Origin of the sequence: Paenibacillus sp. FSL R7-0048 (genome assembly GCF_038004505.1) — a bacterium.
Taxonomy (GTDB): Bacteria; Bacillota; Bacilli; order Paenibacillales; family Paenibacillaceae; genus Paenibacillus_AQ; species Paenibacillus_AQ odorifer.
Genome location: NZ_JBBORF010000001.1, coordinates 3,637,875 through 3,652,384, shown reverse-complemented (window position 1 = coordinate 3,652,384; position 14,510 = coordinate 3,637,875). Strand labels below are relative to the sequence as shown.

At 42.0% G+C, this 14,510-nt stretch carries 9 protein-coding genes; 2 read left to right on the top strand and 7 right to left on the bottom strand.

Annotation, left to right across the window (positions count from 1 at the left end; translation table 11 throughout):
• Positions 1-9: 9 nt before the first annotated feature.
• The 4 genes from NSQ91_RS16350 to NSQ91_RS16335 all read right to left on the bottom strand — a co-directional run bounded on the left by NSQ91_RS16350 (position 10) and on the right by NSQ91_RS16335 (position 4,224).
• Entirely contained in the window at positions 10-1,221 is a 1,212-nt protein-coding gene (locus NSQ91_RS16350) for an FAD-dependent monooxygenase (protein ID WP_076190324.1), read from the bottom strand.
• A 5-nt stretch (positions 1,222-1,226) separates the two neighbouring features.
• Entirely contained in the window at positions 1,227-2,414 is a 1,188-nt protein-coding gene (locus NSQ91_RS16345) for an MFS transporter (protein ID WP_254848961.1), read from the bottom strand.
• A gap of 73 nt (positions 2,415-2,487) precedes the next feature.
• Positions 2,488-3,051: a TetR/AcrR family transcriptional regulator gene (locus NSQ91_RS16340; RefSeq protein WP_076190325.1), complete on the bottom strand. Its 564-nt coding sequence runs from the start codon at positions 3,049-3,051 to the stop codon at positions 2,488-2,490.
• A gap of 594 nt (positions 3,052-3,645) precedes the next feature.
• Entirely contained in the window at positions 3,646-4,224 is a 579-nt protein-coding gene (locus NSQ91_RS16335; protein ID WP_076190326.1) for a TetR/AcrR family transcriptional regulator, read from the bottom strand.
• A 161-nt stretch (positions 4,225-4,385) separates the two neighbouring features.
• Here NSQ91_RS16335 and NSQ91_RS16330 point away from each other — a divergent pair, with 161 nt between their 5' ends.
• Both NSQ91_RS16330 and NSQ91_RS16325 read left to right on the top strand, forming a co-directional pair.
• The gene (locus NSQ91_RS16330; RefSeq protein ID WP_076190327.1) at positions 4,386-5,282 is read left to right on the top strand and encodes a ketopantoate reductase family protein; all 897 of its coding nucleotides are present in this window, start codon (positions 4,386-4,388) and stop codon (positions 5,280-5,282) included.
• A gap of 68 nt (positions 5,283-5,350) precedes the next feature.
• On the top strand, positions 5,351-8,092 hold the full coding sequence (locus NSQ91_RS16325) for a hypothetical protein (RefSeq protein ID WP_340918825.1): 2,742 nt from the start codon (positions 5,351-5,353) through the stop codon (positions 8,090-8,092).
• Between the two features lie 117 nt (positions 8,093-8,209).
• Here NSQ91_RS16325 and NSQ91_RS16320 read toward each other — a convergent pair whose 3' ends face one another.
• The 3 genes from NSQ91_RS16320 to NSQ91_RS16310 are packed head-to-tail and all read right to left on the bottom strand — an operon-like array spanning position 8,210 to position 14,426.
• Complete coding sequence (locus NSQ91_RS16320) at positions 8,210-8,350, bottom strand: hypothetical protein (protein WP_179086266.1); 141 nt, start codon at positions 8,348-8,350, stop codon at positions 8,210-8,212.
• Positions 8,351-8,380: 30 nt separating this feature from the next.
• Complete coding sequence (locus tag NSQ91_RS16315) at positions 8,381-13,303, bottom strand: S-layer homology domain-containing protein (RefSeq protein ID WP_340918822.1); 4,923 nt, start codon at positions 13,301-13,303, stop codon at positions 8,381-8,383.
• A gap of 25 nt (positions 13,304-13,328) precedes the next feature.
• The gene (locus tag NSQ91_RS16310) at positions 13,329-14,426 is read right to left on the bottom strand and encodes a hypothetical protein (protein WP_280752981.1); all 1,098 of its coding nucleotides are present in this window, start codon (positions 14,424-14,426) and stop codon (positions 13,329-13,331) included.
• Positions 14,427-14,510 lie beyond the last annotated feature (84 nt).

The window sequence follows — 14,510 nt, the reverse complement described above, 5'->3', positions numbered from 1 at the left end:
GAGGCTGCGTTAAAATTTGAAGGCATTATCAACCGTTATTTTAGGACTCCCCAAAAAGAATCTCCGCATTAAATATCTTGCGATCCTGCTATTTCCCATCAGTTTCATGCAGGCTAGCGAGAATTTTTTAACCCCTTTAGGGGATTTAACGGCCATGCTGATTATCAACTGTTGAGCAAAATGCACAAAACGAATTTCCCGATTACGAATGGGCTGCAAACGATCTAAACACTTGTATTCATGATTTGGCTCTAATTTTGATGCAACAATAAGTTCAGCAGCGACCAGCGCTGTTTCAAAAGCCAAGGACAATCCGATAGCTCCGAGTGGTGAGGAACAATGTGCAGAATCACCGATTAGAATACAACCCTTATTATGCCAATTGTCCACCATGAAAGTCTCTGATTGGATAGAAACAAACGATTTGAAATCAATGATCTTTTCAATGTCTTCTTTAAGCTCAGGAAAGGCCTTTATGAATTCAAGCTTTAATGGTTCGATGCCTTTGCTTTTTATGGAATTCCATTGGTCTTTCCTCATTGTAAAACCTATCTGCACACAATCAGAGGAATAAGGAAGCCCTATGAAGTTACTAAAATCAGACAATCTGAAAAGGAGTTTTTGATTTAGCTTGAACTCATTAGTCGATATTTTGCACCAGATTAAATCAAAATCTTCTTTTTTATACTTAAAAGAAAAATCGCTTGTCTTCCTAACCGTCGACATCCGTCCATCCGCTCCGACTACTAAAGAAGCATGGATCGCAGTCATTTGTCCATCTACTAAGGCGTTTACTCCGACAGTTCGATTTGCACTTTTAATAGTTGAAGTGACCTTTGCGTTAAAAATGAGCTCGAAATTACTAAAATCCTTTGCCAGATCATAAAGAAAAGTTAACAGGACGGATTGTTTTATTTTAATTGCGTAAGGTGCCTCCGGCATTTCTTTTTCATAATCAATTTGAGTGATATATTTCTTATTATTCCATATTTCAGCATTAAATAATTTTATATGCTCATACTTTTCAAGACGCTGCTCCAGATTCAACTCTTTCATGAGCCTTACAAATCGAGGTTGAAGAACTTCTCCTCTGAACTTGCGATTAAAGCTTGTTTGACTTTCCAGTACGGTAACTCTAATTCCGTTTTTGGCTAACAGCAGCCCTAGAAAGAGACCAGAAGGTCCACCACCAACAATGCAAATCTCCGTTTCTTTATTCATTCCTATCACTCTGTGGGTAAAGTAGCAGCCCGTTCATTTTTCACTACTGGAACCCTAGCCGATAATCTAAGAAAAAGAGAGATTAAAAAACCTAATAAAAGAATAGAACCTAATATAGTAAAGGATAACGAATAATTTTCTGTTTTTAGTAATTTCAAAGCTAATATCGGGCCTGTGCTAGCGCCTAGGAATAGAATAAATGCATTGAATGAAATCGCAGACCCTCTTGCATTTCCCCCTAATTGACTGACGATTGAGATGATAACGGGAGTTACCAGCGCGATACCAGCCACAAATACAACGCTCATTAGGACAAGAAGTGGCAGGTTCGTACTAAAACCTAGAGCAAGCAACCCAATTGCAGCTAAAGCTAAGCCTCCCCTTAGAACAGCGGCCATTCCAAGTTTTTGAGCAATTCTTCCGGAAAAGGGTGATAAAAGCATCCCCGCGATTCCAAATGCACGAATATAAAGGATATCCTGTGAGGAAAGACCAAACTTAGCTGAGCTTAAATAACTTCCCAAAACGGTGTACATGCCAACTAAAGTTAATAGAAGCATAAAGGTTATCGCAAAAGCCAAAAGCAATTGTGATTGTTTTAGCAGAATTGTCATTTGTTTAAACTTCCGCAGAACATTTTCTTTCGGTCTTAGCATTTCATCTTTAGGAAGGAACCTCATTACTATCACTGAAGTAATACCATACACAATTCCCAAAATAAAGAAAATAGCACGCCAGCCAAGAGCTTCGTTAACAATCCCACTAAAAACCTGGCCTACTATACCTGCCATTAACAGTCCTGAGCTTATAAATCCGACGGCTGTTAGTCTTTTATGAGGCGGGAACATCTCCCCTGCATACACTAGCGCAATAGGTGCAAAAGCAGCAGCCACTAGGCCTTGCACTCCTCTGAGCATAATAAGCCCGTAAAAACTATCCACAAATCCTAATGCAAGCGTAACTACGGTTAACCCAATAATGCTGGCTACTAAAAATACTTTACGTCCATATCTGTCTGAAAAAGGTCCATACAAAAGACAGCCCAGAGCATAACAAAGAGAAAATGAACTCCCAATCCAAGCCGCCTCACTCGAGCTAATCTGAAAGGCATGTGAAAATACTTCGGATAATGGAATTGTAATATACATGCTAGTTAAAATAACTAATCCACACCAAAATAAAATAATCGTCATTAATGAATAGTTCTTATTGTAATTCTGAACGTCTATCGTCTGATTCATAAAGTAAATATCCCCCGGTTTACTATTAATTTGCAATATTGATGCCTTCCAAGACATGGATCAACAAATCGTTTATGTAATCCGCATCCGGAATTTGTTTATAGATGAGAATTTGAAAGTATATGGGACCATAAAGCAGATCTAAAGTTATATCCAGGTTGATTGCTGGTTTCAATTCTCCCATATCTATGGCTGCTTGGAGTAATTGTTTGGCTTCATTTCTTTTTGTCATTAAAAACAATACGTAAAAATCTTTCGCGATTTCTTCGCTCTCTGTAACTATAGTTAAAGTGGATTTCCCGATTTTGCTATTGAGGATACGAGCTAAAGCTTCAAGCTGTTGTTTGAAGTTATCCTGAATGGATTTATTACTATCAAATTCAAACTCTGATTCTACGGTCATTAGAAAAGCGTCCAGTACAAGACGCGCTTTATTTTCCCACCATCTATAGATGGTTGTTTTGCCTACTCCAGCTTGTGCTGCAATCGCCTCAATCGTTAAAGATGAATAACTGTTGGATTCTAACATTTCAAGTGTTGCAGTAAGAATCTCTTTTTTACTTCGAGGTTCTTTGTTTTTCACGTTCATATTCATTTCACCTCCTAGATGTTATTTAAGTTATTAAAAGGATGTAATTATAGTACGATACGTATCGTTTCATTTGTTACACTATCTTATATCATTTTCATAAAATTTAAAATAGTTAATTTGAAAATTATTATTTTCTGGATTTAGGCATGCGGTAGATGACGAAACATAACTTGCGCATACAAAAATTAACGCTTCGGAATGGTCCGAAGCGTTAGTTTTCGTGGATATTTGCAATTAAGGATTCGATGACTGATTAAATATGTGCGATATGTACAATATGATCCTTTTTATTTAAATTTTCACATATAAATCATGGATATCAAAGCTAAGTTAATCATTGTTTTTTCTTTGTTCTTTTTCTCTTGATTTTATCAACTATAAACATAATAAAAATAATAACAAAAATAATTACGATAATTATACCTACTGGTGATTCGAAAAAAATGAGCATGAAATATAGTAATACCGTCTCCCAAAATGACCAGTCAAAATCAACCATAGGTTCCACCTTTCTAATAATCTTGGCGAAGTGATTAAATTTTAATGTTCGTGGGATTTGTCCCGAGAGTAATACTTGTAAGCGCTCCTATTCTATCTTATCAAGAGTCCCAGGCCACTCATTACATAAGGACGAACAATGTCCACAAGTAAATCGGTCTGATCAGCCTCCCCCTCAATTAACCAAGAAAATGCAGCGCCATAGATCGCTGAACCTGTCATTGCTGAAATGATCTTTGTATGTTGGCGGTCTGCAATATCGTATTTATCCCCTCTCAGAAATATGTTTTCAATGATTTGCTGCAGCATATTTTTCACTTTCTCATCCACCACCTTAGCAATGGATTTGGAATCCATTCTGCATTTCTGATAAAAATCAACGATGTACTGATGAGTCAACAAGATCAGCTGGTTACATATTTCATCTGAAAACTCCCGTGCATTTATTACTTGTTCAGGAATCATTTGATGAAAAGACTGTTCTGTAAATTCATTGAGTAAAGCATATTTATCTTCATAATGAGCATAAAAAGTAGCCCGGTTTATCGTAGCTTTCTGTGAGATATCTTTTATTGTCATTGAATCAAATCCTTTAGTCTGTAAAAGATTTCTGAAAGCTTCTCTTATTAACAGGCGAGTCCGTATTACTCTCGGATCTTCTTGATGTACCATCTGAATATCCCCTTTCTAAAACATCAATTATCGGAATTTGTTGTCTATGCAACTCTTTTCTTACACTGACGGTTGTAAGCATAAACTTGCCATACTATTATCTTATCAAACAGATGTTGCTTAAACAATCAGTGACTAGTTAGTCGGAAGGAATGATAATAGTGAACATAAAACAAAATAGACTTCTAATTTTTGGGGCTGGTGTGATTGGCAGTTTATACGCTCTTAGATTTGCACAATCGGGGTTTGACGTCACTTTACTGGCTCGGGGAAAAAGGCTGGATGAACTTAAGCGGAAGGGTTTGAGATACAACGACAACGGAAGGATAAAGCAACTATCCATTAAGACGGTCGAAAAGCTTGCAGATGATGACATCTATGATTTTATCTTTGTTCCTGTACGATATGATCAGGCAGAATCTGCCCTGTCTGCGATCAAAAATAATCAGAGCAAAACAATAATTACACTGACCAACACTATTGGTTATAATTCCTGGCTAGAGATCGTAGGTGATCGGTTACTTCCAGGTTTCCCTGGTGCAGGTGGAGACATTAAAGAGGATATTTTATACGCTCAATTTGGTTCCAAAACTTATTTTGGTGAAATAAATGGACAAACGACCGAAAGAGTTAAGGAGCTTGCTTTGATATTCGAAACAGCTGAAATGCATTATGAAATACAAAAAGATATTCAAGCATTTCATGTTTCACATGCTGCACTCGCAGCAGTCAACAAGCATTTTTATACGAATGAAGGAATGGTAGATATTGAGACAGCAATAAGTGAAAGCATTCTTAGCAAAGTAGCTACAGATATCAAACAAAATCTTCACTTGGTAGAGCAAGCTGGAATCCCTGTAATCCCGGCCGAAACGAAGTCAATGGGAGAATTGATGGAAGAAGAGATTATATCCCGGTATCGGCAGATGCTGAGTGATGAATTTATCATTGATGTTAAGTTTGGAAACCAAGCTATCAGCAGAAAAGCAGAAATAATGTTATTGGATGAAAAGTTTCATGAGAAGTTTTCGTTTTTGTCCAAGCAAATTTTTCCATAAAAGTTATCAAATGAGTTCATAGCCCATATTACTTAATACTAAAACAACGTAAATATGGAGGTGTTAGATTGCCACTGAATCAAGATCAGCAGATCTTTCAACAAAGTACAACAACTCAAAACTGGGGAAATATTCAGGGACAGACCTTAGTTGCGGGCCAGGGTAGCTTGAGAAGAGGAATGAACTATAAGTTAGGCGCACAGGCTATGGCACAAATCAATAATTTATTAAATAAATGGGCTGAATTAAAAATATTGGGGAGTGCCGAAGTTTCACTTCTTCTCCAAGTACAGATACAAACGCCCCTGGATCTATTCGACGAAGCCGGGCTAGCCGGTCGACTTCAAGCCGTTCTTAAAGCGGCGGTAGCGGCTGGATTAAGCATGAATATGACCGTTAAAGAGTTATTGAAAATCCTGAAGAATAAACCGTCAGGAAATGGTTTATCCGGTGAATTGATTGAGCTATTGTTAGAAGAATCAGAGCTCGAAGGTTATTTGTATGCCCAATTTGCGGTTGGTTTTATGGCGTATGCCAATTTTGTTATGCTTGGTAATTTACATAAGACAGCTACTCTAGGGGAATCTGGATTCCAATTTGTCTATGAGGCGGGAATGGGATTTATTGCGGGGGGTGGCTATAGAGGTGGCATCAATTTTAAATTCCCCGATCCTGCAAAACTGGTCAATCGTTATGGGAACGGCTTAATTGAGGGCATTGTTAATAAAGCTATTGACACACAGCAGGAACAAGCATTAATGCTCGGTACTATGCTGAGGATAGGAGTGAAATCAGCCTATGAGGTCAGTAGACAATTAAATGAAGGTACCGGGAGCAATACCGAAAAACTAGCGCAAACCGTTCTTACATTTATTGGGGGGCAATTCCAATCGTTGTTCTTCTTGACTATGAATGTGTTCTTTAAGGAAGAGATCCTTCGTTTACTTGGCCTTGCTTCTTTACCAGCTGAACAAACCACAGAAGTCATTCAAACCCTGAAAGGTTTTAATTCTTTTCAGTTAGTGCCGGATAACCATGAAATCTTTGTTCGTTTAGATTCATTATCAGCATTAATCCAAAACGAGCAGCTTAAGAAGGAGTTTGTCCGAAGTATTTCTGCTTTGTGGGTATCAGCTTTGTTGCTCCCCCTTGCAGTGCAAGCTGCAGATAAAGCAACCATGCCTACTTTTACGGCACAATTGTCTTACCAACCTCCTCCCGCTGTCAAAAGTGCAATTAATACAGATTTGAACCGTCCGTCTGACACAAATTTGAACCAGGGGGATCTTCTTTCATTTCTACTTGATAAACCTTTGACGATTGCCATTCAACATGTAGATAGCGTTCGGGAGATAGCAGCAATTCTGAAACCTGCCGTTTCAGGAACTGCCCAAGAAGCAATGAAGTTCTTATTTAGTCCCTCATTTCCTTTGACTACAGGGGAAAACTCTTTTAGATCAACACTTGGAGCCATAAACCAAGCTTTCGATCATTATGTGGATACGGAAATAAGTGCTAGAAAAACTGCAATCTCGAACACTTTGGCTGGCGAGGAAGAGATTAAGATACTGTTTGAGCAAGCCCTGATTCCCTGCATACAACTGACTTCTGATGTTCTGATTCCAGAGATCGTTAATGGATTTCAAAATTTTGACATAAAAACTATGCAAGAAGCATTATCCAGCGTATTACTCACAATGCTTGGAAGAAGCGTTATTCATGTCATGGACGGAATTCAGACTTCAGTTAATGAACAAATCGAGGGTCTTCTTCGCGAAGCTGCAGGTCAGGCTGCAAATGTTCTTGGACCACTTGGAGCTCAAGATATTTTAAAGAAACCGTTGGAGGCAGCTGTTAAAATTATTGCGGAAATGGTAGCGCCTTTGACACCTGAAGCACAAGAACAGCTTTTTGAAAATGCTCTAAACATATTTAGTCCAATAAAAGGTAACGCCGTGGACTTCGCCAACCATTTGCAAAGCGATCCGATGTGGATGCCTCAAATGGCTGAAATAGAAGCAATAGCCAAAATATTGATAAATCATTTAACTGATCATATGATTCAATTCGCTCTAAAACTGATTCCAGCGTTGTTTCAAGCCTTGATCGATGAACTACTCGCCATAATCGAACACTGGCTAAATGAAATAGCCAAGATATTAAATACTATTACCGATTTCATAACTAAGCTGATGCAAGAAAAACTAATGAAAGAACTGATTGAACCGGTAATGGAAATCGCTGAAAAAGCCGCTGACGTATTAACGTTTAACATTTTTTCTCTAATCGGTGCCGGTAAAGTAAAAGATGAATTTTTCAAAGGGTTAAGAGGAGCAGTCGAAGCTATAATTCAAGAAGCAATCATCCCTCCTGTTGTTATGACAGTGAAAGAAATCAAGTTCAATCCTCGTAAGCTCGTGGATCTTTGCCGAGACGTTTCTGACTTTACTTTTACAAAATTTTCTGAGATTTTTAACGATTATATTTTTGGGGAGATCCAGAATCAACTTGAAAAAGGTTTAAATATGAAAAATTTCAAATTGGATATTAAAGTGCCGGTTTCTTTTTCGATTGACTTACCATGGCCTTTAGGGTCACAATCCTTTTCTCATACGTTTAGACTTACAGATGTCCTCATTCCGTCATCAATCGTTTTGGACATTGTAATGAATTTAATACGTAACAATCTAAAATTAGGAGGAACATCTGAGTATCTTTTCCAAATGGTTGTAGCAACTATCGATAATTTAAAAAAAGTAGATCAATATAAATTGGATATGGCAGATGCTTTGAAAAAGTATAGTAATTAAAGGAATATTCAAGATTCCAGTTCCCTTATAATGCAGTTTATAACTCAAAAAAGGCAACCAGTCATCCCTGTTTTTTCGGCGACTGGTTGCCTGAATTTGTGATTTTTTGTCCCTGTTCTATTCCTTAACGACTACGGTCATTTCTTTGCTACGTGTGATCCCGCTGCTGTTCGCCAGCTCAGCCAGATTCATCGTGATTTTGAAACTGCCGTCACCATCCCAATTATCATTTCCGAAAGCAAAAAGAGCTGGAGCCAAGTGAACTTGGCTCTAGCTCTTCTTTGGTGCTTACAATTCCATTACTCTGTAAATTAAAGCAGCGGCTTCCGCACGTGTGGTCAGGCTCAGTGGTCTGAAGGTACCGTCGGTATAACCGTTGACAATTCCTGTCTCCCGCAGGTACTCAACCGCATCCATCGCGTAAGAACCGATTTGATTCTCATCGGCAAAAGTTGCTGCCTTGCCGGAGATATCCGACTGGAGAGCAGTTAAACTCAGAGCGCGAAACAGAATAACAGCCATTTCTTGGCGGGAAATAGGTTCTTTTGCGGCAAATACGCCTTCGCTACGTCCGTTAACAAGCTTTAGCGCCAGAGCTGTTGAGACAGCTTGGTAATACCAAGCATTTGAACTCACATCTTTGAAAGTACTGCTACTCTCGGCTTGAAGTTCTAGCGCTGATACTAACAGCTGAACAAATTCCGCTCTTGTAATTTGCCGGGCAGGCTCGAATTTGCCCCCGCCTGTGCCATGAATAAGATCACGGGAAGCCAAAGCTTCCAAGATGACTGTGGAGCCTGAATCAACATCAGAGAAGTGGATATTTGCATTAGCTGCAGCATAGAGTCCAAAATCCCTTGTTGTAAACGTTGTTTTGCCTGTACCTGATACGTATTTGGAGTTTTTGACCACTTCGGCCACTCCCTCGCCGGTAACAGAGTAGACGATGGCTTGATGTGGAACTTCATCAGGGTTTAATTCATATCCAAATGATACCTTCATTGCCGCAGAAGGGCTTAATGTTTCTTTGGACTTACCGTCTACCGTCATTGAGATCCGGAACAAAGCATGCGTTTTCCATTTCTCTTTTATGGCAACTGGAAGGGTTGACGCATCAACAAAATGGATAGATAGCTCCAACTGCCGGGCACCCTCTGGAATATTCTCACCTAAAGTGTTAATTGGAAGTGTTATTGTGGCAGCACCTGCTTTTACAGTTAGGGAAGTAACATTATCTTTTAGTTCGGGAATGGGCACTTGAAAAGCCACACCACTGGCAGTCGCATCCTCTTCAGCAAGCTCAAGTACTAAAGCTCCATCTTGCACTCCCTTCATCGCTTTTTGGAGTTCTCCTGTGAAAAGCTGTGCAATTTTTATTCCTTCAGCACCGGGTGAACCCTGAGTGCGAATACGGCCCGCTGAAATTATATTCACTGGACTATCTATTTTTCCTCCACTACTCTCATTTGTGTTGCTATTATTGCTGCCGGACGAATTGCCAGGCGTATCTGTTCCCCCACCTTCTTCACTCCGCACTACATTCAAAGTGTAGGTCTTAGTTGTTATGCCGTTCGCAGCGGTAACTTTAACATCGATTCTGTTATCTCCTACCTTAAGCTCACTTCCGCTCGTTACCGTCAATTTGGCTTCTGCATCAGAAGGTGTCCCAGTTACAGCCACCGCTGTCTTGGAAAAGGGCACATTTATTGTATAGGTCAGTTTCTTACGGTCAAACCCAGGGATGTCTGTACCGTCCATACTCAAAACGCTCAAATCGGCATTATCACTCAGTGGGGTCTCTTCTTCACCTTCTACGTTCATAAACTGGAAGGTGCGGAAAAGTGAGGCGTCCTTCGCAGCGCCAATGCCTGATCCCCATTCAATATATCCTTTTCGACCCGCGCCATCATTATCGTTAACCAGCATGCTGAAGCTTAAGATATCGCTCGCCGCTGGACGGATCGGGCTTATTTCGCTCCAAGGTAGTGCCAGTGCATATGAGGTAACCTTGGTCGCCTCATCTCTGGTCACACTTAAAGTTCCCTTAGTCAACACTCCGGTAGCTGCACCTTTCATGGACAGCCAACGATATATTTGCGGCCCCTCTGGGGTTTGCGAGATTCCGTATTCATACCAGGATTGACTATCGCCCGGTACACCGGGAGCAAGACTGAACTGAATACTGTCATTTTGCCAAATATTAATCCCGGCGGCATTATGGCTGAATACATCATCGCGGATATCGGCGGTCAAATAAATGTGTTCTTCATCCCAGCGTAGTTGCGCTGTTCCACTAAGATCATCCGCACCCTTATATCCGTTGAGCAAAGGGGTTCCGTCCGCAAGATCAATCAGAGCTGGACTTCGTGTATCGGCCTGATGCTGCATCCGGTTAATATCTATGTTTTGCTTGAGGTGAACTGTCTCATAACCTTCAAGGTCAACTGTCAACTCAAGAGGATATTTAACCCCTTCAGAGAATCCCGGCAGTGGAATTGAATAAGTAAATCCACTATTTGGGGCAATTTCAGACAATTGCGATTCACTACCGCTGATCTGACCAGTCTCTTCCCCTAGGGTCCAGGAAATCTTTTTAATTCTCAGAGGATCCACACTGGAACTGTTCGTAAATTGAAGTTGTAGCGACATGCCGCCGTTATTACCATCTGTAATATGAGGAGCAATTTTTAAACCTTGAAAATATAGTCGCAGATCATCTACAGGGGCTTCTGGAAGCGTAGCAGGATCAAGTCCGGGTCCATTATAAGCTCCAATATTCGGTGGAGTTGCTGCTGAAACGGGATTGCCCCAGTAGTCCCGCCCACCGTTGTCTGCAATGACAGCACCGGCCCCAAGTGCAGGAGACCCCTCTCTCAGCTTGTAACCGTCCACTGTATTCCAGCCCATTCCGGCGGTGCCCTGAGCAACTAAGAGTGGATTTGCTGTGATAGGATTGGTATTTTCCGGCTCGCTTACTGGATGGTTGCCATATAATAGATTATGGTCGAAGCTACCGTTCACCCCTGGCAGATTATAACCTCCTTGACCAAGGTTGTAGACCAGATTGTTCCTAAAAGAATATGGAGCGTTAATATTTCCTGCGTCATCCCATTCATGATCGATAATTTTGGTGTTTTGCCCAGCTCCGATATAGATAGTATTGTTATAGATTTGTGTATCTGGCGTAACCCCGCCTGCAAAATTAAACGTATGCGTTAGATCATTCTGGCTGATGTTGTATCTGACTACATTGTTAGAGGAGCCTGTCAGCACGCCTGGAGTCAAACGGGCATCGACAAAAAGCATGAATCCGCCTTTGTTGCCATGGCTGTAATTATATTGAACCACACTGTCCATCGTATCGATATCCAGATTGAAGCCTTGACCATCTCCCTCTGGTTTGTTCGTGTTAAAAGACTCATTGAACTGGACGATATTATTCTTGCCGCGAGTCGGCCAAATTGCGGCAGAGCCGTTAAACTCGCCTTCTTCGGAATAATTTCCGCCTTCCTCCGCTATGTTATGCTCAATCACCGCTCCATCCGCACCGAAGGTGAGAATACCGTCGCTGTCGGCTTGTTTGACATAATTTCCACGGATCGTAACATTGACCGTAGCATAGTCTGCTCCGTTAAAACGCTGATCCCATACCACAATACCGGTCCGGCCTATCCGTTCCACTGTATTGCCCTCGATCCATACCCCATCGAACTTGTCCGTGCCCGTCGTTCCGCCCACATATACGGAGATACCTCCAAACGCATGCGGGCCACCTTCGGCTCCGGAAACCGTCGGATAACGGAAACTGCTTGATACATCATGGACATAGTTATCCTGAATGCGGATATTACTTAATGTTCCTCCATTAGCATTCTCCACCATAATACCTTCCCGGTAAACAGTTCCCCTCTCGGAAGCATAATTAGTGACCTCAAGATCCCGAATCACCCAGTTCGAGGCGTTACGTAGGTATACAGCTGCTCCGGCCATGCCTCCACCATTGATAATCGGTTTGCTTCCACTCCCATAGGCAGATATTGTAATCGGTTCTTCATCTGTGCCGCTGCCCTTAGGATATAATTGTTCGTTCCAGATTCCACCCTTCTTTAATAAAATCCGATCCCCAGCCTCAAAGGTAGTCTGATTCACTATAGAAAAGGTCTTCCAGGCAGTCTCCGGTGTTTTTCCATCGTTGTTGTCGCTGCCTGCAAATGAATCCACATAATATTCTCCGTCTCCACCGCTGCTCCCTCCATCTCCAGGCAAGCGGTTGGATAAGGTGACCGATCCTAGTTGCATCAGCCAGGGTGCGGAATCACCGCTAAGTTCTATTTTTAAGTAATGAAGTCCGGAAGGAATCCCCTGTGCCGGAGTATAATTCGTCCCGGTCCAAGCCGCATCACCAGTGGCCTGTGGAGGTTCATGAACAGCAGAAAGTTCTGTCCAAGTGGATGCATCCGCCGAACCATAGAACTTGATAGTCCCGCTAGACCCGGCAAAGGAATGCATGCGGGCTGTGAAATGTTGCAGATTATGCAAATGGTACACGAGTGATTCTGCTGAGTCTGCTGTTCTCACCGCACGAGAATGATCTCCACCAAAAAAAGCGGGATTGCTTGTATCTAAAGACCAATTTGTACTGTGTGTATAAAGCTGTGCAATGTCGTCAAGCTCATCAACAATCGTTTGTGGTGCAAGCGACACATTGGAGAGCGTAAGGTGCCCAAGCTGCATCAGCCAGGTATCGAGGTCACCACTGACTTCAATTTTGACATAATTGACACCATCCGGCAGCGCCCCCGAGGGTGTATATACTGTTCCGTACCAGCCAGAACCGGTTGCGGTGGGACTGTCGTTGATGGCTGGAAGCTCCGTCCAGATATCTGCATCTGGCGATCCGTAGAACTTGATAACAGCCGTGGAACCAGAGAAATAATACGCTTGAAGCGTAAACGACTGAACTCCAGTCAAAGGGTAAATGGCATAGCCAGTCTCCGTGGAGGTTCTGACCAGCCGGGCTGCATCTCCTCCGAAAAATTGAGGATTACTACTGTCAATTAGCCAGTTCTCGGACCTGTGTTCCGCTGCCGGTAGGGTTGAGAAATCATCGGCATTCGTCTCTTCAGAATGGGCAGAAACGCCCATTACGGGAAGCAGCGCTGTGAAGATCAGCACCATTATAAGCAGTGATTTTACGAGTTTTTTGAACATTATTGTATTATTCCCCCTTGAACATTTATTGGATGGTTTGGTTTGCGAGACCTTCAGCCATCGGGTAATTCCATTCCACGACAGCTTCGGACAGCTTTTCGTCCACAATGGATCTATACTTCTGCTGCGCCAAATTCAGTGCGATGGCATCCTTCACATGATCGAGCGGCTGAACAGCTGCATCATCTGCCGACAGGCAGTAAAGTAGATGGATAGCCCCATTTTCAGCAAACAAACTGCTAATCTCTCCCGGCGCCAGTTGCTCTGCGGTAAGCAATACCTTTGGATTTTCCAGAGCTGCTGTTCGCCGTGAAGCACTTGTTATTTTCACCTCGCCAACGTTTACGCCAAACTCTTTTGCCTGGTCTTGGAAGCCTGTGCCTGAAGAATCTGTTGCTGCTGTCGCTGTTGCTATTGCATGGAGCTTTTCCATTCTTTCTAAGGCTTTTTGCTGATCTTTGTACTCTGTTTCTGGGCCAAAGGGAAGCGTTGCCCATTCCAGACGAATCGTTCCCGGCAGAGAATATTTCGCAATTAGATTTGCTGCATATTCCAATTTCACCTGTTCGTCTGAAATCACGATACTTCCGTTACTGCGCATTGCCTCAATCGTGGCTTCCTCAAGGTTGCTCATGTAATAACTGAAATAGGCCTGCGCCTCCAGATGAAGAGGACCATACACCACCTCCTTATTCGCTGCTGCCTGACTCCGCCGATTATTCTCGCGCTCCATTTCCTTGAGAAAACCTTCAAAACTGATATCCGTTACGACTCCTGCTTCTTGAGCAAGCTGTAGCTCCATCCGCTTCGTCAAAAGCTGAGTTTGAGCTGTATTGATCCATTTCTGCATTGGATTTTCGCCGGAATAGTAGGCAGACCAGAAGTCTTTTGAATAGTCGGCGTTGTAAGTTTGTTTAAAATAATCAACAATCAGTGCCCGATTCATTTGAAGATGCCAGTTGAACTCCGCTGCTGTGGCCTCCTGCCCGTTAAGGGTCAGAAGCATTTCTTCTGCTTGTGGATCTTGCAACTTCTTCGCACCAATCAGCAGCAGGCTTCCTGCTAACAGAGCGGTCAGAATAACGATTAGCTGATTTCTTTTGGAATGAAGTTTTAGAGTCATATATTGATTCCTCCTCTCTTCCTTGGTGTTAAGCGCTTTCATTCTCTTCGATATTAGACATGTTTACCTTGAAATAACAGGCGG